At 68.0% G+C, this 23,360-nt stretch carries 21 protein-coding genes; 9 read left to right on the top strand and 12 right to left on the bottom strand.

From position 1 onward, the window contains the following. Positions 1-38: 38 nt before the first annotated feature. Together ACR65K_RS01365 and ACR65K_RS01360 are read right to left on the bottom strand one after the other, a co-directional pair. Positions 39-1,469, bottom strand: coding sequence for an FAD-dependent oxidoreductase (locus ACR65K_RS01365; protein ID WP_440151053.1), 1,431 nt, complete (start codon positions 1,467-1,469; stop codon positions 39-41). A 75-nt stretch (positions 1,470-1,544) separates the two neighbouring features. Next, positions 1,545-2,540 carry a DNA topoisomerase IB gene (locus ACR65K_RS01360; RefSeq protein WP_056329729.1) on the bottom strand — a complete coding sequence of 332 codons (996 nt, stop codon included), beginning with the start codon at positions 2,538-2,540 and terminating at the stop codon, positions 1,545-1,547. A 105-nt stretch (positions 2,541-2,645) separates the two neighbouring features. Between ACR65K_RS01360 and rarD the strand changes: the two genes are divergently transcribed. Further along, the gene (rarD, locus tag ACR65K_RS01355; protein ID WP_056329501.1) at positions 2,646-3,665 is read left to right on the top strand and encodes an EamA family transporter RarD; all 1,020 of its coding nucleotides are present in this window, start codon (positions 2,646-2,648) and stop codon (positions 3,663-3,665) included. Between the two features lie 125 nt (positions 3,666-3,790). On the opposite strand, the gene gabT is transcribed toward rarD, so the two are convergent. Beyond that, positions 3,791-5,161 carry a 4-aminobutyrate--2-oxoglutarate transaminase gene (gabT, locus tag ACR65K_RS01350; protein ID WP_056329499.1) on the bottom strand — a complete coding sequence of 457 codons (1,371 nt, stop codon included), beginning with the start codon at positions 5,159-5,161 and terminating at the stop codon, positions 3,791-3,793. 53 nt (positions 5,162-5,214) lie between these two features. Further along, positions 5,215-6,645 carry an aminobutyraldehyde dehydrogenase gene (locus tag ACR65K_RS01345; protein WP_056329496.1) on the bottom strand — a complete coding sequence of 477 codons (1,431 nt, stop codon included), beginning with the start codon at positions 6,643-6,645 and terminating at the stop codon, positions 5,215-5,217. Positions 6,646-6,813: 168 nt separating this feature from the next. Here ACR65K_RS01345 and ACR65K_RS01340 point away from each other — a divergent pair, with 168 nt between their 5' ends. After that, on the top strand, positions 6,814-8,250 hold the full coding sequence (locus ACR65K_RS01340; protein WP_056329494.1) for a PucR family transcriptional regulator: 1,437 nt from the start codon (positions 6,814-6,816) through the stop codon (positions 8,248-8,250). Positions 8,251-8,267: 17 nt separating this feature from the next. Here the strand turns inward: ACR65K_RS01340 and ACR65K_RS01335 are convergent, their stop codons facing one another. Next, on the bottom strand, positions 8,268-9,908 hold the full coding sequence (locus ACR65K_RS01335; RefSeq protein WP_056329491.1) for a CYTH and CHAD domain-containing protein: 1,641 nt from the start codon (positions 9,906-9,908) through the stop codon (positions 8,268-8,270). Positions 9,909-10,044: 136 nt separating this feature from the next. Here ACR65K_RS01335 and ACR65K_RS01330 point away from each other — a divergent pair, with 136 nt between their 5' ends. The 3 genes from ACR65K_RS01330 (at position 10,045) to ACR65K_RS01320 (ending at position 13,469) form a co-directional block, all read left to right on the top strand. Further along, on the top strand, positions 10,045-11,358 hold the full coding sequence (locus ACR65K_RS01330) for an MFS transporter (RefSeq protein WP_056329488.1): 1,314 nt from the start codon (positions 10,045-10,047) through the stop codon (positions 11,356-11,358). A gap of 4 nt (positions 11,359-11,362) precedes the next feature. Beyond that, positions 11,363-12,043, top strand: a complete 681-nt coding sequence (locus ACR65K_RS01325; protein WP_056329485.1) for a FadR/GntR family transcriptional regulator — start codon at positions 11,363-11,365, stop codon at positions 12,041-12,043. Between the two features lie 148 nt (positions 12,044-12,191). Beyond that, positions 12,192-13,469: an AI-2E family transporter gene (locus tag ACR65K_RS01320; RefSeq protein ID WP_056329483.1), complete on the top strand. Its 1,278-nt coding sequence runs from the start codon at positions 12,192-12,194 to the stop codon at positions 13,467-13,469. Positions 13,470-13,552: 83 nt separating this feature from the next. Here ACR65K_RS01320 and ACR65K_RS01315 read toward each other — a convergent pair whose 3' ends face one another. Continuing rightward, positions 13,553-14,092 carry a hypothetical protein gene (locus tag ACR65K_RS01315; protein ID WP_056329726.1) on the bottom strand — a complete coding sequence of 180 codons (540 nt, stop codon included), beginning with the start codon at positions 14,090-14,092 and terminating at the stop codon, positions 13,553-13,555. Positions 14,093-14,253: 161 nt separating this feature from the next. On the opposite strand from ACR65K_RS01315, the gene ACR65K_RS01310 reads away from it, so the two are divergent. From ACR65K_RS01310 to ACR65K_RS01300, 3 genes are read left to right on the top strand one after another with little or no spacing between them, the layout of a single operon-like run. Further along, positions 14,254-14,544 (top strand): hypothetical protein, encoded by a 291-nt coding sequence (locus ACR65K_RS01310; protein ID WP_056329480.1) that lies wholly within the window; start codon positions 14,254-14,256, stop codon positions 14,542-14,544. Between the two features lie 3 nt (positions 14,545-14,547). Further along, on the top strand, positions 14,548-15,375 hold the full coding sequence (locus tag ACR65K_RS01305) for a DUF1206 domain-containing protein (RefSeq protein WP_440151052.1): 828 nt from the start codon (positions 14,548-14,550) through the stop codon (positions 15,373-15,375). Positions 15,376-15,403: 28 nt separating this feature from the next. Next, complete coding sequence (locus ACR65K_RS01300; protein ID WP_440151051.1) at positions 15,404-16,663, top strand: SRPBCC family protein; 1,260 nt, start codon at positions 15,404-15,406, stop codon at positions 16,661-16,663. Positions 16,664-16,748: 85 nt separating this feature from the next. Here the strand turns inward: ACR65K_RS01300 and ACR65K_RS01295 are convergent, their stop codons facing one another. From ACR65K_RS01295 to ACR65K_RS01285, 3 genes are all read right to left on the bottom strand, one after another. Beyond that, on the bottom strand, positions 16,749-18,215 hold the full coding sequence (locus ACR65K_RS01295; RefSeq protein ID WP_440151049.1) for an FAD-dependent oxidoreductase: 1,467 nt from the start codon (positions 18,213-18,215) through the stop codon (positions 16,749-16,751). Between the two features lie 89 nt (positions 18,216-18,304). Then, on the bottom strand, positions 18,305-19,567 hold the full coding sequence (gene cobA / locus ACR65K_RS01290) for a uroporphyrinogen-III C-methyltransferase (protein ID WP_440151047.1): 1,263 nt from the start codon (positions 19,565-19,567) through the stop codon (positions 18,305-18,307). Between the two features lie 94 nt (positions 19,568-19,661). Next, positions 19,662-20,279, bottom strand: a complete 618-nt coding sequence (locus ACR65K_RS01285; RefSeq protein WP_440151046.1) for a TetR/AcrR family transcriptional regulator — start codon at positions 20,277-20,279, stop codon at positions 19,662-19,664. A 206-nt stretch (positions 20,280-20,485) separates the two neighbouring features. Between ACR65K_RS01285 and ACR65K_RS01280 the strand changes: the two genes are divergently transcribed. Next, on the top strand, positions 20,486-20,842 hold the full coding sequence (locus ACR65K_RS01280) for a cupin domain-containing protein (RefSeq protein WP_440151044.1): 357 nt from the start codon (positions 20,486-20,488) through the stop codon (positions 20,840-20,842). Positions 20,843-20,851: 9 nt separating this feature from the next. Here the strand turns inward: ACR65K_RS01280 and ACR65K_RS01275 are convergent, their stop codons facing one another. The 3 genes from ACR65K_RS01275 to ACR65K_RS01265 all read right to left on the bottom strand — a co-directional run bounded on the left by ACR65K_RS01275 (position 20,852) and on the right by ACR65K_RS01265 (position 23,334). Continuing rightward, positions 20,852-21,313: an SRPBCC family protein gene (locus tag ACR65K_RS01275; RefSeq protein ID WP_440151043.1), complete on the bottom strand. Its 462-nt coding sequence runs from the start codon at positions 21,311-21,313 to the stop codon at positions 20,852-20,854. 202 nt (positions 21,314-21,515) lie between these two features. Further along, positions 21,516-22,619, bottom strand: a complete 1,104-nt coding sequence (locus tag ACR65K_RS01270; protein ID WP_440151041.1) for an ABC transporter permease — start codon at positions 22,617-22,619, stop codon at positions 21,516-21,518. Further along, positions 22,609-23,334, bottom strand: coding sequence for an ABC transporter ATP-binding protein (locus ACR65K_RS01265; RefSeq protein WP_175316208.1), 726 nt, complete (start codon positions 23,332-23,334; stop codon positions 22,609-22,611). The genes ACR65K_RS01270 and ACR65K_RS01265 overlap by 11 nt, the downstream gene beginning before the upstream one ends. Between the last annotated feature and the right edge of the window lie 26 nt (positions 23,335-23,360).

Below are 23,360 nucleotides of genomic sequence, written 5' to 3'. Positions count from 1 at the left end.
TAATCAGACTAACGCGAATACGCCTTCGCGGCTAGGGGTCAGCCGCGGGAGATGCGGATCATGTCCTCGCGGGGCACCACCTTGATCCGTTCGCGCGCCAGGTGGTCCAGCCCCTCGGGGCCGGTCCAGGCGGCGCCCAGGCCTGCCTCGTGGGCGTCGAGCCTGTTCCACCCTTCCCAGGTGGTGTATTCGATGCCGCGTTCCTCAAGCAGGTCGATAATGGCCTGCGGGTCCGGATTTTGTGCTGCGGGAAGGTTCAACCGGTCCTCCAGCAGGAAGCCGATGGTCTCCAGCGCATCGCCCTTGGTGTGGCCGATCAGCCCGACGGGGCCGCGCTTGATCCAGCCCGTGGTGTAGATGCCAGGGACGGAATTGCCCTCCGCATCCAGGACACGTCCGCCTTCGTTGGGGATGACGCCGCGCTTGGCGTCGTACTCCAGTTCATCCAGGGCGGAGCCGTGGTAGCCGATGGCCCGGTAGACCGCCTGGACGGGGTACTCGACGTACTCCCCCGTACCCTTGGCGTTGCCGGTCCCGTCCAGCTGCATGCGCTCAAACTTGATGCCGCCCACCTTGCCCGTGCCGTCGTCGAGCACCTCAACGGGGCTGTGCAGGAAGTGCAGGTGCAGCCTGCGGGAGGAGGGGTTCTCCGACTCCGCATGCTCCTCCACCAGCCAGTTGGTGAGCGTGTTCACCATGGTCTTGACCTGGTTGTTGCTGCGGATCGCCTCGTCCGACGCCTCGTCGAATTCGAAGTCCTCCGGGTACAGGACAATGTCCACATCGTTCATGTGGCTGAGCTCGCGCAGCTCCAGCGGGGTGAACTTCACCTGGGCCGGGCCGCGGCGGCCGAAGACGTGGACGTCCGTCACGGGCGAGGCCTTCAGGCCCTGGTAGACGTTGTCCGGAATCTCGGTGCTCAGCAGTTCCTCCGGGTGCTTGACCAGCATGCGCGCCACGTCCAAGGCCACGTTGCCGTTGCCGATGACGGCGATTTCCCGGGCCTCCAGCGGCCACTCACGGGGAACATCGGGATGGCCGTCGTACCAGGAGACAAAGTCGGCGCCGCCGAACGAGCCCTGCAGGTTGATGCCGGGAATCTCCAGGTCCGCGTCCTTCACGGCGCCGGTGGAGAAGATCACGGCGTCGTAGAAGGCCCGGAAATCGTGCAGCGTGAGGTCACGGCCGTAGGTCACATTGCCAAGGAACCGGATGTCGCCGCGGTCCAGGACCTTGTGGAGGGCGTTCACGATGCCCTTGATGCGGGGGTGGTCCGGGGCCACGCCGTAACGGATCAGGCCGTAGGGCGCCGGGTAGGCCTCGAAAAGGTCGATGCTGACCTGGAAGTCGCCGTCCTTCACCCCGCTGGACTTGGTGAGGATGTCCGCAGCATAGACTCCTGCCGGTCCAGCGCCGACGATGGCGACGCGGAGGGGACGGTTGGCGGCGGTTTCGCTCTGATTGGACACCGGGAGCCCTTCTGAACTGGTCCTGCTCACGTTTCATGAGACTGCGCCGCATCATGCAGCGCACAGTCCCCCATTCTAGTTGGCGGCCAGGGCCACCACCTTGCCCTCGCGGTAGAGGAGCGCCCGCAGTTCGGCCTCGGCCGAGTCCAGGCGCTTCGGGTCGATGGTTTCGCCCGCGTGGTAGTGGTCCAGGACGCGGGGGTCCACGTAGCTCTTGCGGGCGATTGAAGGTGTGTTTCCCAGCGTCTCCGCGGCATCGTACATGGCCCGGCTGATGGCGCGCTTCCGTTTGGCTGCCGTGCGCTGCGCGCCGGTGCGGGCCAGGCTTGCCGCCGCCGCCACCGTCCCGCGAAGGGTGCGGAAGTCCTTGGCCGTGAAGTCAGACCCCGTCCGTTCCTTCACGTAGGCATTGATGTCCGCGCTGGTCACCGGGCGCCAAGTCCTGCCCTCCTTGTAGGCCAGGAGCCGGGCATTGGGCCCGCGGCGCTTGAGCAGTCTCAGCAGGACGGCGAGGTCGGGGTCGCGGATTTCCGATTCCCAGTCCTTCCCGCTCTTGGCCGGGAAGCGCAGCAGGATCCGGTCCTTGCGCACCTGGACGTGGGCGCACAGCAGCGTGGCCAGTCCCCGGCTGCCGTTCTCGTTGGTGTACCGCTCAGACCCCACCCGCAGGGATCCGCTGTCCAGCATCCGGAACGCCCCCGCCAGAACCCGTTCCCTGGTGAAGCCCTCGCTGCGCAGGTCCATGGTGACCCGGCGTCGGGCCGCAGGCAGCGATTCGGCCAGCTGGAGGGACCGGTCGAACTTCAGCCGGTCCTTACGTTCCCGCCACTCGGGGTGGTAAATGTACTGGCGCCGACCCACCGCATCCACGCCCGTGGCCTGGATGTGGCCGTTTTCAAACGGGGCAATCCAGACGTCGGTCCATGCCGGCGGGATGCCGATGCTCTCCAGCCGGTCGCGGATGGGACCGGGCGGCAGGGTGGAGCCGTCCAGGTCCCGGTAACTGAAGCCTTTGCCGGCCGGCACCCTGCGGTAGCCGCGGCCCGAGGCGTTGCTGCGCCGGAGCCTCATGGGGCCGGCTGCGGGGTACGGGCGCATCTCATGAAAGCAAGCCTACTGACTATTTTCCGGATTTCCCTGCCCGCCTGGTGGAATACCTGCCGGAGGGATGCTGTTATGGACAGCGTGCCCATGCCAGACGGAACGCCCACAGCCACCTCCTCCGCCCCACACTCCAGGACTGGAACGGCGGCGCCCGCAGGCCCCAAGCCGCTGGCCAAGGACACGACGGCGGGAATGCTGTTCGGCATCGGCGCGTACGTCTTGTGGGGGCTGCTCCCCCTGTACTTCTTCATCCTGATGCCGGCCGGCGCCGTCGAGATCGTCGCCAACCGGGTGGTGTGGTCACTGCTCTTCTGTGCACTCCTGATCACGGTGACCAGGGCGTGGGGCGTGCTCGCGGCGGCATTGAGGGACCGGCGCGTCTTTGCTTCGCTGGCCCTGGCGGCGTTCCTGATCGCCATCAACTGGCTGACCTATACGTATGGTGTGACCACCGGGCAGGCCGTGGAAACCTCGCTGGGCTATTTCATCAACCCGCTCGTTTCGGTCCTGCTGGGCGTGCTCGTGCTGAAGGAAAAGTTGCGCCCGCTCCAGTGGGCCGCGGTGGGCGTCGGCTTCGTGGCGGTGGGTGTCCTGACCTATTCGTACGGGAAGCTGCCGTGGATCGCCCTGACGCTGGCCTTCAGCTTCGGCCTGTACGGCTTCGTGAAGAACCGGGTGGGATCGCGGGTGGACGCCATCACCAGCCTGAGCGTGGAGACCATGGTGCTGGCCCCGCTGGCCGCCGTGGCCATGGTGGTCCTGGCCGAGACCAACAGCGCCACGCTGACCTCGCAGGGTCCCGGGCACTTCTGGCTGCTGCTGGCGTCGGGCGTGATCACCGCCGTCCCGCTGCTCTTCTTCGGCGCCTCCGCGCGGCGGCTGCCCATGACCACCATCGGGCTGCTCCAGTACTTTGCGCCCGTGCTGCAGTTCCTGGTGGCGCTGCTGGTGTTCCGCGAAGCCATGACCGTGGAGCGCTGGATCGGATTCGGCGTGGTGTGGCTGGCGCTGCTCCTGCTGACCCTTGACATGCTCCAGACAGCCCGCAGGAACTCGGTGGCCCGCAGGGCAGCGCTGCGCGGGGCCGCCTGACGCCCTGTTCCTAGCGCAACGCCGGACGCACGCAACCCCGGGCGCACGCCGGCGCATCCGACAAAGAAGGCGGACTCCCCTTCGGGAGTCCGCCTTCTCTGCGTTGCCGGAGGGAGTCGTTCCGGTTAGGCGTTGGCCTTGATGGCGGCGGCCAGGACATCCAGGCCGTCGTTCAGCAGCTCGTCGGTGATGACCAGCGGCGGCAGCAGGCGGATGACGTTGCCGTAGGTGCCGCAGGTGAGGATGATGACGCCTTCCTTCAGGCAGGCGGCGGCAACGGCCTTGGTCAGTTCCGGGTTGGGTTCCTTGGAGCCGGCCTGGACAAGTTCGACGGCGAGCATGGCGCCGCGGCCGCGGACGTCACCGATCACGGCGGTGCCGGCAGCGGCGAGTTCGCCCTGCAGGTCGCGGAGCCGGCCCAGTGCGAGTTCCTCGATGTGGCGGGCGCGGCCGTTCAGGTTGTACTCCTCCATGGATCCGATGGAGGCGAGGGCTGCGGCGCAGGCCACCGGGTTTCCGCCGTAGGTGCCGCCCAGCCCGCCCGGGTGCACGGCGTCCAGCAGGTCTGCGCGGCCGGTGATGGCGGACAGCGGCATGCCGCCGGCAATGCCCTTGGCCATGGTCATGATGTCCGGGACAACATCCTCGTGGTTCACGGCGAACCATTCGCCGGTGCGGCAGAAGCCGGACTGGACCTCGTCCGCGATGAAGACGATGCCCTTTTCCTTGGCCCAGGCGGCCAGCGCGGGGAGGAAGCCCTCGGCCGGGACGATGAACCCGCCCTCGCCCTGGATGGGCTCGATGATGACCGCGGCCACCTGGTCGCCGCCGATCTGCTTTTCGATCATGGTGATGGCGCGCTTGGCGGCTTCGGCACCGGTGATGGCGGGGTTTTCCTCGCGGTACGGGTAGCTCATGGGCATCCGGTACACCTCGGGCGCGAACGGCCCGAAGTTGGTCTTGTACGGCATGGCCTTGGCGGTCAGCGCCATGGTCAGGTTGGTGCGGCCGTGGTAGGCGTGGTCGAAGGCGACCACGGCGTCCCGGCCGGTAGCCAGGCGGGCCACCTTGACGGCATTCTCCACTGCCTCGGCGCCGGAGTTGAAGAGGACGGTGCGCTTCTCGTGGTCACCCGGGGTGAGGCGGTTCAGCTGCTCGGCGACGGCCACGTAGCCTTCGTAGGGGGTGACCATGAAGCAGGTGTGGGTGAAGTGCTCCACGGCTTCCTTGACGGCGCCGACGACGGCGGGGTCGGATGCTCCCACGCTGGTCACGGCAATGCCGGAGCCGAGGTCGATGAAGGAGTTGCCGTCGACGTCGTGGATGATCCCGCCGTCGGCGTCTGCAACGTAGACCGGGACGCTGGAGGCGACGCCGGCAGCCACCACGGACTTGCGGCGTTCGGTCAGTGCCACGGACTTGGGGCCCGGGAAGTCGGCCTGGACGTTGCGCTTCTGCTCCAGGCGGTAGGTGATGTCTGATGCGGTGGTGGTCATGGTGTTTCTTTCTTTGCTAAAGGGGCGCCGGTGGGGAAAATCAGGCGGCTGGGTTATGCATCAAGTGCACTCATCACGTGCTTGATGCGCGTGTAGTCCTCCACGCCGTACATGGAGAGGTCCTTGCCGTAGCCGGACTGCTTGAAGCCGCCGTGCGGCATTTCGGCGGTGAGCAGGATGTGGGTGTTGATCCAGACGGCGCCGAAGTCCAGGTCGCGGCTCAGCCGCATGGCCGTGCCGTGGTTGCTGGTCCAGACGCTCGACGCCAGGGCGTAATCCACGTCGTTGGCCATGGCCACCGCTTCTTCTTCGGTGCTGAACTTCTGCACCGTGATGACCGGGCCGAAGGTCTCCTTCTGCACCACGTCGTCGGTCTGCTTGGCTCCGGTGATGATGGTGGGCTCGAAGAAGTAGCCCTTCTCCCCCGCCCGGTGGCCGCCGGTCTCGATCCGGCAGTTGGCTGGCAGGTTCTCCACCACGGAGGTGACGGCGTTGAAGTGGTTCACGTTGTTCAGCGGGCCGAAGTAGTTGTCTTCGTCGTTCTGCGAGCCGGTGTGCAGGGTCCGGGTGTGCTCCACCATGGCGGCCACAACGTCGTCGTGAACGGAGTCCTCCACCAGCACGCGGGTGATGGCGGTGCAGTCCTGGCCGGCGTTGAAGAAAGCGAACTCGGCGATGGCCGCGGCGCTCTTCTTGATGTCGGCATCCTTGAACACGATGGCCGGAGCCTTGCCGCCCAGTTCCAGGTGCGCACGCTTGAGGCTCTTGGCGGCACCGGAGGCAACAGCGATGCCGGCGCGGACCGAACCGGTAATGGACACCAGGCCGGGGACCTTGTGCTCCACCATCATGGCGCCCGTTTCGCCGGTCCCGAGCACCACGTTGAGGACGCCGGCGGGGAAGATGTCGCCGGCCAGGCGGGCCAGGACCAGGGTGGATTCGGGGGTGGTGTCGGACGGCTTGAGGACCACAGTGTTGCCGGCTGCGAGCGCGGGGCCGATCTTCCAGATGGCCATCAGGAACGGGTAGTTCCAGGGGGCCACCTGGGCCACGACGCCGATGGGTTCGCGGCGGACGTAGGAGGTGTGGCCCTCGAAGTATTCCCCCGCGGACTTGCCTTCAAGGATGCGGGCGGCGCCGGCGAAGAAGCGCAGCTGGTCGGCGCCGGCGGCAACCTCCTCGGAGGCGATCAGGGAGCGGACCTGGCCGGTGTTGCGGTGCTGGGCGTCGACGATTTCGTCACTGTTGGCCTCGATGGCGTCTGCGAGCTTGAGCAGCATCAGCTGCCGCTGGCCCGGGGTGACATGCTTCCAGGTCCTGAAGGCGTCCTTGGCAGCCGCCATGGCGGCATCGACGTCCGCCTGCATGGAGACGGGGGCCTGCGCCACCACGTCGCCGTTGGTGGGGTTGACCACGTCCAGCAGGGTGGTGCCCGCGGGGGTGACGAACTTCCCGTTGATGAAGTTCTGCAAGGTTTGGACCACGGCGTGCAACCTCTTTCGTAAGGGCCATCGGCGGCCGGGCGGAGACCAGGACGGATGGATGGAACTGCCTTGAGCCTATGCCAGCGCCCAAGTCGGGTGAATAGCCACCTGCACACCCTTGCCAAAGAGGTTTAGTGCGGTTGCCCAGCTCACGTTTATCCTTGCTTCATGGCCATTTCCCTTGCTGCCCTGGTGGGCGTGTCGTCCCTTAAGCTGTCAAAAGCGGGCGTGGCGGAGACTACGTGGAACCAGGACATCAATTGGGTGGCGGTCACGGAACTGGAGGATCCGCAGCGGTTCCTTAACGGCGGGGAGCTGGTCCTCACCACCGGCCTGCGCCTGCGCTCCGCCCCCGAGCAGCGCCGTTTTGTCCGCCAGGTGCAGCGGGCCGGCGCGGTGGGCATCGGATTCGGCGTGGGCCTCTCGCATGAAGCGGTGCCGCCGGCACTGCTAGCGGAGGCCAACCGCTGGGGCCTGCCCGTGGTGGAAGTGCCGTACGAGACCCCGTTCATCGCCATCACCAAGCTGGTGGCCGACGCGCAGTCCGCGGACCATTACGCCAAGCTGGAACGGCTGATCGCCGGCCACCAGGTCCTGGCGCGGGCACTGCTGACCGGCGGCGGGGTGGGCGAACTGTTGAAGAACCTGGGCGGCATGCTCCGCACGGACGTTGCCCTCACGCAGTTCACGGCGCAGCTGTACAACAGCAGCACCGCCAGCCCGTCGGCGGACACCTGGTCCAGCTATCCCGTCCCCACGGGACGCCGTGATGCCTGCACGCTGTGGGTGCGCCAGCCGTTCGAGGACACGGGCATCATCGGCTACGCGCAGAACCTGATCAGCGTGGAGTTGAACAACATGGTCAAGCAGCGGCAGGCCCAGCGTGCCCTCTGCGGCCAGGTGCTGGAGGACGTGATCCACGGGGCGCTGGAGACCAGCGAGGCGCAGCGCCGACTGGCCGGCGTGGGCGTGAACAGCACCCGCAAGAACGTGGTGCTGCTGGCCGTGTCGGCCGCCCACGGCAAGGCCCTGGGCAGCACCTCGGTGCCGCTGGAACTGGAGAAGGCGGTTGCCGCCGTGGTGGGCAAGGACCTGGTGCTGGTGGTCAACGACGACGGCGGGACGGCACCGGCGCTGGCACGGAAGCTCAGCGACCACCTCGCCGAAGCCGGCATCCACGCCACGATCGGCATCGGCGGGGCGTACACCAAGCCGAACGGCCTGCGCTGGAGCTACTTTGAGGCCCGGGACGCCGCGAGCCATGGCCTGCCGGTCAACGAACCCGAGCGGCTCAGCCTGACGTCGCTGCTGCTGGCCAGCGAGGATGTGCCGCTGGCGGACATGGCGCACGAGTCACTGAACCCGCTGCGGTCCTTCGATGCGGCGCACGGCTCGGAGCTGATGGCCACGCTGGAGAGCTATCTGAACAACAACGGCTCGGTGGCAGCCGTGGCGGAGGAACTCACACTGCACCGCAACACCGTTCGGTACCGGCTGGCCCAGATCACCGAACTCACGGGGTACGACCCCGCCGTCACCGCCGACCGGGTGCAGCTGTGGCTCGCCCTGGCGGTGGCGCGGTTGTCGGCGCGCCAGGGCAAGTAGCCGGGATAAGCTGCCGGTCAGATGACGCCGTGGCCCAACAGGTCGCGCGATTTCTTCCACGCTTTCCGGAAGTCGGCCTGGGCCGCCAGCATCCGTTCTTCCTGCTGGTTGAGCAGCTGCGCATAGATGCCCGCGGTGGCCGCATCCGTGCCGTCCGCGGCGATGCCGGCCAGCAGGTCGCGGGCCACGGCGGCGTCCTGGAACCGGCCAAGGATCTTTTGTTGCCTGCGGGCGGCCTTTGCCACCTTGCCCGCCCGCTTGCCGCGCACCAGCACTGCCGATTCAGCCACATGGCGCAGCCGCTTGGCGTCCTTGCGGACACGGTGGAGGGCCAGCTCCTGCTCCCTGCCGCGCCGCGCGCGCTTCACCGCCTTGCGCGAGCGCCGCAGCCGTTTGGCCGCCTTGTCCACCGCCTTCGCCGCCGCCCGCCGCCCGGGCGTCACCGCTTCGGCACGCACCGGCGGGCTGTCGCGGAAGTCCTCAAGCTTGTCCAGAAGCCGGAAGTAGCGCTCAGTTCCCAAGGCTTCCTGCAGGAGCCGGTACGCGGCGTCGTAATCGGCGCCCGTGCGCTCCTGCAGCCGGGTTGTTGCCTCCGCAATACCATCCCCGGGCGGCAGACCGGCCAGCTGTCCGCGGAGCTGTTCCCTCAGGACTTCGGCGTCACGCGGCTGCCCCAGCAGCTGGCCCAACCACTTCAGCTCGTTCCGCAGCTTGCGGACCGGCGATGCCCGGTAGAGCCTGCCGTAGGCACCCAGCACCGAACGGATCCGCCGCGCTGCCGAGCGCATTGCGTGCACTGCCTCGGGTTCCTCGCCCCGGACGGCGGCGTCGCTGGCAAGAATCTGGTCAATCTGCGCGCCCACGTAAACGGTGACGACGGCGGCTGCCGGCGCACGCTTTCCGGCCAGCAGGGCCGGGCTGCTTCCGGCCGCGGCGTCGCCGTCGGCTTCCCCACCTGCGGCTTCCCCACCTCTGGCTTCTTCACCGGCGGCGGCGGGCTCGGCGGCCGCCTTACCGGCTTTTTTGTCATCGCCCAGTGCGCGGGCCAGTTTGGAGGCGTGGCCGGCCGGGCGGGCGCCGGCAGCGGCGAGCAGTTCCTCCACGGGCCCAAAGAGGCCGGGATCCCCGTGGACCAGTTCCAGTTCCCACTCGCGCCACTGCTGCCGGGTGGCTGCCGCCTTGTCCCTGTCCTGGAGCCGTTCGGCAGTCACCTGGTCGTCGGCGAGGTCGGCGAGGTGGACGCCGTCGTCCCCGTACAGGGGATAGGTGGTGCGGCGGGTTTCCAGACGGACCACCGGCACCGGGAGGGCACCCCTGAGGTAGGCGTGCAGGTGGGTGAGCAGGGTGTCCGGGACGACGTCGGGCCGGCCCAGGGGTGCGTGCAGTTCCGTGCGGTGCTGCGGCCCGTCCCCGTCCGCGGCAGCTTGTGGCGGCAGCTTCAGGTGCCAGCCGGCGTCCTTCCCGCCGGTGCGGCGGCGCAGTGTGATGCGCCGGGCGGCGAGGGCATGCTTTGGCGTGTCGAAGTACACCGCCTCCAGGAGGTCGGTATGCGGCTTGCCTGCCCGGGCCACCCCGGCTGCCTGCTCCAGTGCGGGCACTGCGGCGCCGGCGTCGACGTCGTACTTCTTCTCAATTTCCAGTCCCCGGGAAGCCTCCACAGCCGTCCTTCCGCACCACCTGGTCCGCGCCAGGCCCTCTGACAGTCCGTTGGCAGTCTATTGCAGCGGCCGGGACCCGGGAGAGGTTGGCCACAAAAGAGCAAACATCAAACGTCTAACCTTTAGGCTGGAAGGTATGCCCGCCACTCCCCCCTCCTCCCCATCCCTGGCCGCCGAGGCACCCGCGGCTGCCCCAAGCGCTCCTGCGACCGGCACGGCCGCCGCCAAGCCGCGCTCCGCCGTCGTGTTCGGCGTGATCGGCCTGGTGCTGATCGGGCTCAATCTTCGGGCGGGCATCACCGGGGCGTCCGCCCTGCTGCACGACCTCCAGGCGGTGCTGGGTTACGGGGCACTGGTGGCGGCCATCATTCCGTCCATCCCGACGCTCTGCTTCGCGCTGGCGGGCGCCGCCACCTCATGGCTCACCGGCAGGGTGGGGGTGGAGAAGGCCATCCTGCTGTCCCTGGCCCTGCTGGCCGGCGGCCTCCTGCTGCGCGGCATCCCCGCCACCGGCATGCTCGTGGCCGGCAGCGTGGTGGGCATGTCCGGCCTGGCGATCTGCAACGTGGCCATGCCGTCCTTCATCCGCGAACACTTCGCCTCGCGCACCTCGCTGATGACCGCCGTCTACACGGTGACCATGACCACCGGCGGCACGCTGACATCCGTCGCGGTGGTGCCGCTGGCCCAGGCCCTGGGGTCTCCTTCGGCCGCCGTGGGTGCCGTGGGCATCGCCGCGGTGGCGGCCTTCCTGGGTTTCCTGCCCGTGGCATTGCACGCCCACCGCACCACGGTCCGGAGCACCGCCGGCCACGTCTCCCCCTGGCCGCTGCTGCGGACCCGCAAAGGCCAGCTCCTCACCGCGATCTTCACGCTGCAGGCCCTCCTCGCCTATGCCCTGCTGAGCTGGTTCCCGTACATGCTCACCACCATGGGCCTGAGCGCCGCCGACAGTGGGCTGATGTTCGGGCTCATGCAGCTGGTCTCCGTTCCGGCCGGCATGGTGCTGATCGCCATCGGATCCCGCCCCGGGATGCTGCGCCCGGCGTTCTACCTGGTGAGCATCACCATGGCTGTAGGCATCCTGGCGCTCCTGTTCCTGCCCGTGGGCCTGGCGGCCATCCCCGCCGTCCTGCTGGGCTTTGGTTTGGGCATCTTCCCGCTGGTGATGGTCATGATCAGCCGCAGCGGCACCAGCACGTCCGAAACCACTGCGCTGTCCACGCTGGCCCAGTCCTCGGGGTACCTGCTGGCCACGGCTGGCCCCTTCGGCATGGGACTGCTGCACAGCGCCACCGGCGGCTGGATCCTGCCGCTGGCCCTGCTGCTGGCACTGGCGCTGGTGCAGATCGTGGTATCCCACCTGATTACCGGCCGTGCGATGTCCGGCAAGACCGCAGCCACTGCCCAGGGCGCTGTTCCGGCCCGCACCGCGGATGGAAGGAAGTAGCCCCGTGTCACTGAGCCCGTCAGTCCGCCCGCCGCTCGCCGCCGAAGTCACGGCCAAACTGCGGGACATGGTCCACACCGGCGAGTGGGCCCTGAACCAGCGCATCCCTTCCGAGCCCGAACTCATGGCGCGGCTTGGTGTCTCCCGCGGAACCCTCCGGGAAGCAGTCAAGGCCCTTGCCCACGGCGGCATGCTGGAGGTCCGGCGCGGGGACGGCACCTACGTGCGCGCTACCAGCGAGATGTCCGGTGCCGCGCAGCGGATGTACCGGGACCACACCGAGCAGCACATCCTGGAGGTGCGGCTGGGCCTGGATACGCAGGCTGCCCGGCTGGCGGCACGGAATGCAACGGACCAGGACGTCACCGCCCTGCGTGCCCTCCTCACCAGCCGGGACCGGGCCTGGAACAGGGGTGACTTCGAGGGCTGGGCGGACGCCGACTGGCACTTCCACGAGGGCATCGCGAGGGCGTCCGGCAACCCGCTGCTGCACGAGCTCTACGCCAGCTTCGGAACAGTTTTCCACCAGGATCTCCTCAAGCAGCAGCGCCGGCCCGGCTTCAACGGGCTTCCGCGGGACGGCCACGAGACGCTCCTGGATGCGATCGAACGGCGGGACGAAGACGCCGCCGTGGCCACGGTGAACCGGAACCTGAACTCCTGCGCGGAGTGGCTGGCGGAGTAGCCTCCACCCGCACCCCTGGCGGTGAACTTTTTCGCGCAGGGTTTCTACCCGACCCTAACCATCAGTAGGCTTACCATCTGACGAAGGATGTTCTGCCCTGCGCTGCACCCCGCGGCGCAGGGCACCCTCCGGACGATGAGGAGTCCCCATGGCGCGATCAACACGCCTCAATGACCAGGAACTGGACAACGAGTCCCCCGGGGCTGCGCGGGCCGGCGAAGTGCAGACCAGTGGGATGCGCTCTGACGGTGCAGCCGCTGACGCCGGGCAGCCCGGCGGCGCACCCCGCCAAGGGCAGCGCCTCGGCCCGGTCAGTAAACCGCAGGGGTCCAGGACGCCGAACGCACTGTGGTCCGACGGGCTGGGCAGAGTGGGCACCCGCGCGGCACAGATCCTGCTGGTGGTGCTGGTGGTGGCCGTCTCCGTCTTCGCACTGATGCAGATCAAGCTCCTGGTGATCCCCGCCCTGATCGCCCTGATCCTGGCGGCAGCAATCGGACCGTTCGTGAACATGCTCCGCCGCCGCGGGATACCGGGCGGCCTGGCCACCGGGATGGCCTTCGTGGCGCTGCTGGTGATTCTGGCCGGCGTGTCCACTGTCATCTACTTCTCGGTGCGGAACCAGTGGAGCGAACTGGCAGCGCAGGCCTCCTCCGGCCTCGACGAGCTGGAGCGGTTCCTGCTGACGGGACCAATCCCCATCGAACAGGAGCAGCTCAACCAGGCACGGGAGGCGGTGGTGCAGTTCGCCACGAGCAGCCAGGTCCGCTCCGGCGCGGTTACCGGACTGTCCGTGGTGACCGAGTTCATTGCCGGGGCCAGCCTCATGGTGGTCATCCTGTTCTTCTTCCTCAAGGACGGCGCCAAGATCTGGGACTTCTTCCTGCGCCCCTTCTCCGGCCAGCGCGAAGCCAAGCTGCGCCGCTCGGGACGCCGCACCCTTGAGGTCCTGGGCGGCTACGTCCGGGGCACCGCCATTGTTGCCCTGGTGGATACCGTGGCCATCGGCGCGGCCCTGCTGATCATGCAGGTGCCGCTGGCCATTCCGCTGGCCATCATCGTCTTCATCACCGCCTTCATCCCGCTCGTGGGCGCAACCATCGCCGGCATCCTTGCCGCCCTGGTGGCGCTTGTTGCGAACGGACCGGTGGTGGCACTTATCGTGGTGGCCGTCGTCGTCGCGGTGAACCAGCTGGAGGGCGACCTCCTGCAGCCGGTCGTCATGGGCAAGTCGCTCCAGCTCCACGCCCTGGTGATCCTCATGGCCCTGACCGCCGGCACCATCCTGGCCGGGATCGTCGGTGCCGTCCTGTCCGTCCCGCTGGCGGCTGTAGCCTGGGCGATTATCCAGGTGTGGACGGCGGAAGACCCGAACCTGAAGGACATGAATCCGGACCTGCCGCCGCCCAATACCCAGCCGGTGTAGCAAGGACCCCAGCAGCAGACAAAGCAGCGGCCCGGCACTTATGTGCCGGGCCGCCGTCGTCCGCTCTGTACTTGCTGTGGCTGCTACTCGCCGCGCAGGCCCGCAAAGACGTTCTTAGGACGCTGCATCTCGCCGTGCTTGGCACCGAGGATGATCACCAGGGCCGCGAAGCCGGGGATGGCCCACTGCAGGAGCTTGAGCTGCTGCTGGGCCGTTTTCAGCTCGTCCGAGGCTGCGCCGTGCGGCTCCGTGGCACCTTCGGCGCCTTCACCGGCGAGCTTGTCCACCTTCTTGCCCAGGATGCCCGAGTACAGGGTCACCGCGGCGCCCACCACAGTGACGGCCGTCTTGATGACGGTGTCGCGGGCCACGCCCTCCTGCTTGGCGATGCGGCCCTTGTTCTCCCAGGCGATGGCGAGGTCGGCCACCAGGTGGGAGGCGAAGGCCGCTGTCTGGAATGGTGCCCACTTCATCCAGCCTGCGCTGGAAAGACGGGTGCGCTCGGCGGGGTCCTTGGCCTGGGCGGTTGCGCCGTTGAGCCCGATGGCGCCCATCAGGGATCCGCCGAACCATGCTGCCGCCGTCAGGTCGTGAACTGAACGGGCAATGAGATTTCCTGCCATGATGTGCATTCCTAACGTTGTGAACTGGTTCCGGTTTGCCGCTGTGCCGCGGACTTCACTTGCCTTGTCCCATCGAGGTATGGTGCGCCCATGGTAAGCACACTTACTAATATTACGAAAGCCCGCCCCCCGGGCCCGGGTAACCGCGTAATATCGTCGCCATGGGAAACACAGGAACATTGTTCGGCTGGGCCTTCGGGGACCCCGCCCGTGAAAGTGATGGCGGCTACGTGGACGGCCTGCAGCGCGATGCGCTCAGGAATGCGCGGGAAACCGCGAAGGCCAAGGGCGTGGAGGCTGTAACGGGTTCCGAGGTGTTCACCGTCCTCAGCGCGGACGATTCCCTGGTTGAGCTGGACAACGCCCCCGGCCAGCTGGTGGTCCGCTGCACCGTGCACGTGGAGGGGCCGGGCGCCGAGAAGTTGCGGGCCGAAGGGCCCATGAACGGCTGAACCATGTCTGACGGCGATTCCACCCTCAGCCAGGCAGCGGACGTTGTCGAGGAGGCGTCCAACCACAAGGCCCTGGACGTCCTGGCCCGCAGCGGGTTCGCCGTCATGGCCCTGCTCCACGTGATCATCGGGGCCATCGCCATCGCTGTCGCGTTCGGCCAGCCTGGAGAAGCGGAACCTACCGGTGCGATCGAGCAGCTGGCTGCCAATGCCTGGGGGCCGGCCGTGATGTGGGCCTGCACCCTGGCCTGCTTTGGCCTGGGGCTGTGGCAAGCAAGCGAGGCAACTCTGCGCATGCGGCGCGCTCCCCGCAAGGAACGGATCTCCAAGCTGATCTCCTCGGGCTTCCTGGCCGTCGCCTACAGCAGCGTGGGCGTCAGCTTCGCCGGCTTTGCCGTTGGGCTGCGCGGAGACTCCAGTAAAAGCACCCGCGACTTCAGCGCCTCGCTGATGGCTACGCCGCCGGGGCTGTGGGCCCTGGTGGCGCTGGGCCTGATCATCGTGGGAATCGGCATTTACTTTGTGATCAAGGGGTTGCGCCTGGGGTTCAAGGAGGAGCTTTTTCACTTTGACGGCCGGAGGCGCGGAAGGCTGATCGACGGGCTGGGCATCGCCGGCCATATCGCCAAGGGTGTGGCCCTGGTACTCACCGGCCTGCTGTTCGTCATCGCCGCCGCCAAGCACAACCCGGACGAATCCACCGGCCTGGACGGCAGCCTCAAGGCCCTGCAGGACCACCCGTTCGGGCCCGCCCTGCTGGTGGCGATCGGGGCGGGATTCATCGCCTATGGGATTTTCGCTCTTGTCCGTTCGCGGTTCGGTCGCATGTAGAGCCAACTTTCCGGGGTAGGAAGGAAGCATGACCCAGCAACTGCGCGTTGGTTCCGCCGTCACCCGGAGTGCCGGGCAGGCTTTCGCCGCGCTCTTCCGGCTCCTGAAACTGGCACGCCCGGACCGGCCCATCCATTCCCACGGCCTGGGCCTGGCTGGAGAGCTCACCAGGACCGGCAACCCGGCCGGCCCCAGCGGGATCGACTGGCTCGATTCCCACGGCACTGACCAGGTGGTGGCGCGGTTTTCGCGGTCCGTCGGGCTGCCGCAGGCACTGCCGGACATCCTGGGCCTGGCCCTCCGGATTTCGCCTTCGGGCCAGGCCACCCCCGGGAGCGGCCCTGATCCGGCCGCCGGCGCCAACCCTGCCGATGTCCTGTTCGCCTCCACCGGCTGGCGACTACCCGGCCGGTTCCTGCTGATGCCGCGGCTTGATGTCGCCGGAGCCACCCTGACCACGCTGATGCCGTACCGCGGCCGGCGGGGCCCGGTGCTGCTGGGTCTGCGGACGCGGAACCTTCCCCCGGGTTCCCTTGCGTCCGGCGAATGGGAACTGGGACTGTACTGGGCCAAACCGGGCGGGCCCTGGCGGGAGTGCGGAGAACTTAGGCTGCGTGCCGGCACTGACCCAGGGGACATCCCGCTGCGTTTCGACCCCCTGGGGAACCAGCCGCCCGGGGCCCGCACCTACGGCTGGGCCCGGCGCCTCCGGAAGCCGTCCTACCGGGCCGCACGGCGGCCGGCACCTCCCGCCGTCGTACGCCCTTTGGAGCCCGAACGTGCAGCAGAATTCGGCGCCACGCGCCAGGAAACCACCACCCGAACCGGAAGGAACTCCATGTCCACCGTCTCGCAGCTGTTCACCTCCCCCGCGGCCGACGTCTGGCGGGTCATCGCCGACGGCTGGCTCTATTCCGGCTGGGTGGTGGGCGCGTCCCGGATCAGGGACGTGGACGCAGAATGGCCGCGGCAGGGGGCCCGGCTGCACCACTCTGTGGGCGCCTGGCCGCTGGTGATCGACGACAGCACGCGCGTTACCGCCGTCGAGCCGGGCCGCTCGCTCGAACTCGTGGCGCGGGGCTGGCCGATGGGTGAGGCGAAGGTGGAGATCACGGTGGAGGACCGCGGCGACCAGTGCCTGGTGACCATCGCCGAGGACGCCATCCGCGGACCCGGCAAGCTGATGCCGAAGGCCCTGCGGGATCCGCTGATTTCGGCGCGGAACAGGGAGACCCTGCGGCGCCTGGAGCTGATGGCAGTTGGCGGCGCTGGCAAACAGAAGCCCTAGATAGCACGGCCGGGTTAAGCCACTTTAACGCAGGAACCGCGGGACCAATGGCCCCGCGGTTCCTGCTTTTGTCTAAAGGCGCCGGTTAGACCTGCGCGGCCACGCCGTCACGGGAGATGTCCACCATGTCCTCGCGCGGCACCACCTTGATGCGCTCACGCTTGACCTCGACGCCGTGCGAGCCGCCGGCCTCCGTGGCTGCTGCGCCGAGCGCGAGTTCGTGCGCGTCCAGGGCCAGCCAGCCTTCCCAGCTGGTGAACTTCACGCCGCGGGCGTCGAGCAGTTCGACGACGGCGTCCTCCTGGGGTGCCGAAGCGACGGGAAGGTTTTCGCGGTCTTCCAAGAGGTAGGTAACGGTCTCCAGGGCGTCACCCTTGGTGTGCCCGATGAGGCCGACCGGTCCGCGCTTGATCCAGCCCGTGGCATAGATGCCCGGCACATGCCGTCCGTCGGCATCCAGGACGCGGCCGCCGTCGTTGGTTACGACGCCCTTCTTGTGGTCGAACTCCACGTCCGGGAGGGCGGAACCAAAGTAGCCGATGGCGCGGTACACGGCCTGGACCGGGTAGTCCACGTACTCGCCGGTGCCGCGGGCGTTGCCGGTGCCATCGAGCTCAGTGCGCTCAAACCGCATGCCGGCAACCTTGCCCGGCGTCTCGGCGTCGTCATAAATCTCCACCGGGCTGTGCAGGAAGTGCAGGTGCAGGCGGCGGGAAGCCTTGAGCTCGGAGAGGTCCTCTGGCTGCTCGGCGATCCAGTTGGTGAGCGTGCCCACCATGGTCTTGGTCTGGTTGTTCGTCTGGATCTGGCGGTCCGATTCCTCGTCGAACTCGAAGTCCTCCGGGTACAGGATGATGTCCACGTCCTTGGAGTGGGACAGCTCGCGCAGCTCCAGCGGGGTGAACTTCACCTGGGCGGGGCCGCGGCGGCCGAAGACGTGCACGTCGGTGACGGGCGAGGCCTTCAGACCGGCGTAGACGTTGTCCGGGATCTCGGTGGTGAGGAGGTCATCGGCGTGCTTGGACAGCACGCGCGCCACGTCCAGGGCCACGTTGCCGTTGCCGATCACGGCGATTTCCTTGGCCTCCAGCGGCCATTCGCGCGGGACGTCGGGGTGGCCGTCGTACCAGGAGACGAAGTCGGCGCCGCCGAACGAGCCTTCCAGCTCGATCCCGGGGATGTTCAGGTCCGCATCCTTGATGGCGCCGGTGGCGAAGATGACGGCGTCGTAGTGCGTGCGGAGGTCCTCGATGGTGAGATCCGTGCCGTAGTCCACGTTGCCGAAGAAGCGGATGTCGCCGCGGTCCAGCACCTTGTGCAGGGCGTTCACGATGCCCTTGATGCGGGGGTGGTCCGGAGCCACGCCGTAGCGGATCAGGCCGTAGGGTGCCGGGTAGCGGTCAAAGAGGTCGATGCTGACGGTCAGCTCGCCGCTTTTGACGGCTTCGCTCTTGGTGAGGATGTCCGCGGCGTAGACGCCGGCCGGGCCGGAGCCCACGACGGCGACGCGCAGCGGACGCGCAGCTGTTCCTACGGGAGTGCTGGATGACACGGCTGTGTTCCTTTTCTTCTGCATCGATTGCTGAGTACTTGCCGTTTTCAACGCTCATAACGGCAGTTACGGAGCAATCGATGGGTTTTTCAGGTGGTGAGGACGGTCTTGCGGGGGCTGTTCGGGGTGGTGGTGCTGTAGTCAGCGGTTTTGAAGTGCGACGGCGCGAACGGGCTCACGCGCACCACGTCACCGATGACAATCACGGCAGGATTTGCGACGCCGGCCGCCTGGGCCTGGTCGGCGATGGAACCGAGCGTGCCAATCGTGACGCGCTGGTCCGGCAAATAGCCGTTTTCCACGATACCAACAGGGGTGTCCTGCGGCAGGCCGGCTTCGCCCAGCGCGGACGCAGATTCGCGCAACTGGCCCACTCCCATGAGCAGGACGATCGTGTGGTCCGGGCGGGCGGGAACCTCGGAGAGTTCCTCGTGGCCGGTGACCACGCTGAAGCCTTTGGCCAGGCCGCGGTGGGTGACGGGGATTCCGGCTGCTGCGGGGACGGAGATGGCGGAGGTGACGCCGGAAACCACTTCAACCTCGACGCCGTGCTGGCGGCAGTATTCTGCTTCCTCGCCGCCGCGGCCCAGCACGTAGGGGTCGCCGCCCTTGAGCCGGACCACACGGTGGCCTTTCAGGGCTTCCTCGACGAGGATCCGGTTGATCTCCGACTGCGGGACCGGGTGGTGGCCGGGGGTCTTTCCGACTTCGATGATCCGAACGTCGGGGGCGAGTTCGTTCAGGAGTCCGCGCGGGCCGAGGCGGTCGGCAACAACGACGTCGGCCTGGCCCAGGAGCCGGCGGCCGCTGACGGTGATGAGGCCGGTGTCGCCGGGACCGCCGCCGACCAACGCGACACTCCCGGCGTGGGCGCGGCGCCGACGGAGCGGAAGGTCGCCGGTTTCGAGGGCGGTGGCGACGGCGTCGCGGACGGCCATGGCGCGGCGGGGGTCTCCCCCGGCATTGATGGCGATCTTAACGTCGTCCACCTCGGCAACGGCAGGGGTCCAGGCGGCAGAAGCTTCATGGTTGGAGGCGTTGACGCACCAAACCCGCTGCGCCTCGGCGTCGGCCGATACCTGGGCGTCCACGGCGGAGTCGCCGGTGGCGGTCTGGACGAACCAGACGCCGTCGACGTCGCTGGAAACATAGGGCCGCGCTTCCCAGGTGAGCAGGCCGGCGTCGGCCATCTCCCGGAGCGCGGACGAGGCAACCGGAGCCACGACGGTGACCACAGCACCGGCGTCGAGCAGCCCCTTGGCGCGGCGCGCGGCAACGGGGCCGCCGCCCACCACCAGCACGGGGCGACCGAGCAGCCGCAGCGCCGTGGGGTAAATATCCTGAATTGCCATGAATCAACGGTAGGGCCGCGTCACAATGGGCTACAAAGGCCGAGCAACACCAGTTCACGTAAGGTAACGCTGCGTCACAAAGTGCTGCGGGCGGTCAACCCCAGAGGCCATCCGCCTGCGCCTTGGCCAGCAACGCGGCCGCGGTCCACCGCATTGATTCGATGGCCTCCTCCCGGTCCAGCCCGCCCACGTCCGTGAGCCAGACCAGGGCTTCAATGCCGATGGCACTGCGGATGGCCAGCACCAGTTTGTGGATCTGCTGATCGGTCAGCTCCCCCCGCAACGGCATCAGCGCTTCGGTCAGCCAGCCGATAGCGCGCCCCTGGCGCAGGGGCAGGCTCCGGTCCGGGCCGTCCGTGGACTCAAGCGACAAGCGCAGCATGGTCCGCTGCTGTGCCTCGGTTTCCAGGATCATGCTGGTGAACTCCACCACCACGGCATCGAGCCGTTCGGCCGCGTCAAGGGGCGGAGCGTCCGGCAGCATCGAGGCCCGCGCGGTCTCGGGGTGCGCCGCGGCGAGCAATTCCCTTTGGCCGGGGAAATAGCGGTAGGCGGTACTCCGCGCTACCCCTGCCGCCTCCGCAGCCTGGTCCACCGTAGGCGTCCTGCCGGCGGCAACAAGGGCCCTGGCCGCCGCCACGAGCGCATCCATGGTGCGGCGCTTCTGGCCGGTTCGCCCACCGTCCGCATAGGGTCTTGACACGCTCTTCATGGTACATCAGTCTTGTTATGGGACACACGTCCCATAAGTTTCCCAAGGCATCGAGGCGAGCAGCATGGAAACGAAAAATGCGTCATCATCCCTGGTCCGCCGGCCCGGCGAAGGACCACGACGCTGGTTCTACGGCGGCGGAGTGCACACCTGGAAGGCCAGGGAGGAGGAGACGGCCGGCGCCTTCCTGCTCTTCGAGGACGAGATTGGCCCTGAACAAGGTCACCCCGCTCCACACCCACCCCGACTCCGACGAAACCCTCTACGTTTTGGCCGGCGAGATCCTGGTGAACCTGGACGGCACGGAGCACCGGATCGCCGCCGGCGGACTGGCCATGGCACCACGCGGCCTTCCCCACGCCTTCAAGGTTTTGCAGGAGGGCACCCGGATCCTTTGCCTGCAGACACCCGGCAGTGCCCAGTCCTTCTACGATGGCGCCAGCGAACCACTGTCCGATTCTGATGCCCCGAACGGTTCAGGCCTGGTGGACTTCGGCCGGATTAGGGCATCCGGCGAGGCCCACGGCGGGATCGAGATCCTTGGGCCGCCGCCCTTCGCATAGCCCTGGAAGTTAGTTGATCCGGCGATCTGCGCCGCCCGCGAGGAAACGGCCCCGACTGGCGATGAGCCGCTCCAGGTACCGCGCCAGGAACAGCCGTTCGACGGCGCGGCCCAGCACACCCAGCGGGGCGGTGAACTCCACCCGGTCAAGCATGATGCTCCCGGCGGCTGTGGGCTCGAATTCATGGACGTGCCGGAAAGCCTTGAAGGGGCCCCTGACCTGTTCGTCAGTAAAGCTGCGGGGGAAGTCCAGGCGGGTGATCCGGCTGGTCATGGTGAGCGGAATGCCGAAGTGCCTGGCCCGCCATGTCACCTCTTGGCCTTCCCCGATGAGCCCGCTTGTCACGCCTGACACCGCCCGCTCCCCCGACGTCCGCTGGGATTCCACGTGCACGTCGATGCTGCGCGCCAGGTCGAAGAGCCGCTCCACCGGAAGCTGGGATTCGGTGCGGCACATAAAGCAGGCGGTCATGGCGCCAGTCTGCCACGGTCTGCCTCCGCAGCTGCCGCGGTCGTGGGGCACTTTGGGGCGTCCCGGCGTCGAACTGGCCGGAAACCCCGGCGTGTCCGTGTCAAAGTGCCCCAGTTCCGTCAACGCAGAATGCAGGAAAGCAGAGAGCCCGACGGCGGGACTCGCCGTCGGGCTCTTGGGGACGCCTTGGGAGCGGGCTGGGTCAGCGGGTGCTGCCGGCCAGGAGGCCGCGGCGGCGCAGGAGGCGCTTCTCGATGGGGCCGAAGACCAGCAGTTCAATCAGGATGCCGACGCCGAGGATCAGGAGGATGGCCGCCATCACCACGGTCATGTCGGACAAAACCCGGCCCTGGTCCAGCAGCGAGCCCAGGCCGAAGCCGATGGTGCCTCCCACGGCGATGATTTCCGCCGCCATGAGTGAGCGCCAGGAGAAGGCCCAGCCCTGCTTGAGTCCGCCCAGGTAGCCGGGCAGCGCGGCGGGGAGGATTACCTGTAGGGCCATCTGCAGCCGGGACGCGCCCAGCACCGTGCCCACGCGGCGGTACTGCGGTGGGATCTGGTCCACGCCGGAGATGAGCCCGTTGATGATGGACGGGATGGCGCCCATGAACACCACGAAGTACACGGTGGCATCGGTCAGGCCGAACCAGATGATCGCGGCCGGGACCCAGGCTACCGAGGGCAGGACCTGCAGGCCCGAAATCAGGGGCCCGAACGCACGGCGCAGCGGTGCAACCTGTGCCAGCAGCAGCCCTACCGGTGTGGCGATGGCCACCGAAATCAGGAAGCCCACCAGCCCGCGCTGCAGGGATGTCCACACCGATTCCTGGAGCTTGCCGTCACTCCACAGCACCCCCATCTGGGTCACCACATCCAGCGGACCGGGCACCAGGTCGCGCCGCTTGACCCCCAGGGACACATAGAACTGCCACACGAGCACCAGGACCACCAGCGCGGCCACGGGCAGCAGGATGCGGCTCCACTCGATCCGGTGTTTGCGGTCGGCGTCGGACTGCAGGGAGTCGAGTCCGGACTCAAGTTCGCGCAGGTCCTCGTGTCCGGTGGACGTCCGGGTCAAAGCGGCATGCACGTGAGGCGAGGACGAAGGCGCAGCGCCGGATGCCGCCCAGGGAGTGGCATCTAAGGCACCGGCCGCGGGACCCGATGCGAGCTTGCGAGTCTCGGGAAGGCCGGTGCCGCTATCGGAGCGGGACGCGATGCTGCTCGCAGCATCGCCGTCCCGCGAAGGGGCGGGGGCGGCATCCGGCGCGGAGGGCACGGAGCCGGACAGGGACTTACTTGGCATGGCGGCGAATCTCCTCCCGCAGCCGGGCGGTGATGACCCCGGTCAGCTGGCCGGCGAGCCCGGCATCGGTTCGGTGTTCCTCGGTGACGGCCCATTCCTGGACCACGCGGCCGGGGCGGGAGGACAGCAGCAGGACGCGCTGGCCCAGCCGGACGGCCTCGCGGACGTTGTGGGTGACGAACACGATGGTGCGCCCGGTTTCCTTCCAGATGCGCTCCAGCTCGTCGTGCAGCAGGTCGCGGGTGATGGCGTCCAGCGCGGCAAACGGTTCATCCATGAGCAGCAGCTGCCGGTCCTGGGCCAGCGAACGGGCCAGCGAGACGCGCTGCCGCATGCCGCCGGAGAGCTCGTGCGGCCGCTTGTCCCCGGCGGACCCCAGGTGCACCAGTTCGAGCAGTTCCTGCGCCTTGGTGCGGCGTTCGGCCTTGCCAACACCGCGCAGCTTCAGCGCGAGTTCGATGTTCTCCCGGGCGGTCAGCCACGGGAAGAGGGCGGCGTCCTGGAACATGAAGGCGGCGCCGTCGCTGGGGACTTCCAGGGCGCCCGACGTCGGCGCTTCAAGTCCCGCGATGATGTTCAGGAGGGTGGATTTGCCGCAGCCGGAGGCACCGAGGAGGGCAACGAACTCGCCCTGCTTGATGTTGGCGTTGACGTCGTCCAGTACCGGGGCGCCGTCGCCGAAGCGCTTGCCCAGGTGTTCCAGTACGACTGGCATGGTGCCGTCCTTAGGTAGTGGGGTGG

The sequence above is a fragment of the Arthrobacter sp. SAFR-179 genome, from assembly GCF_059414945.1.
The sequence above is the reverse complement of the archived record's forward strand: the minus strand, read 5'-3'. Positions and strand labels throughout refer to the sequence as shown.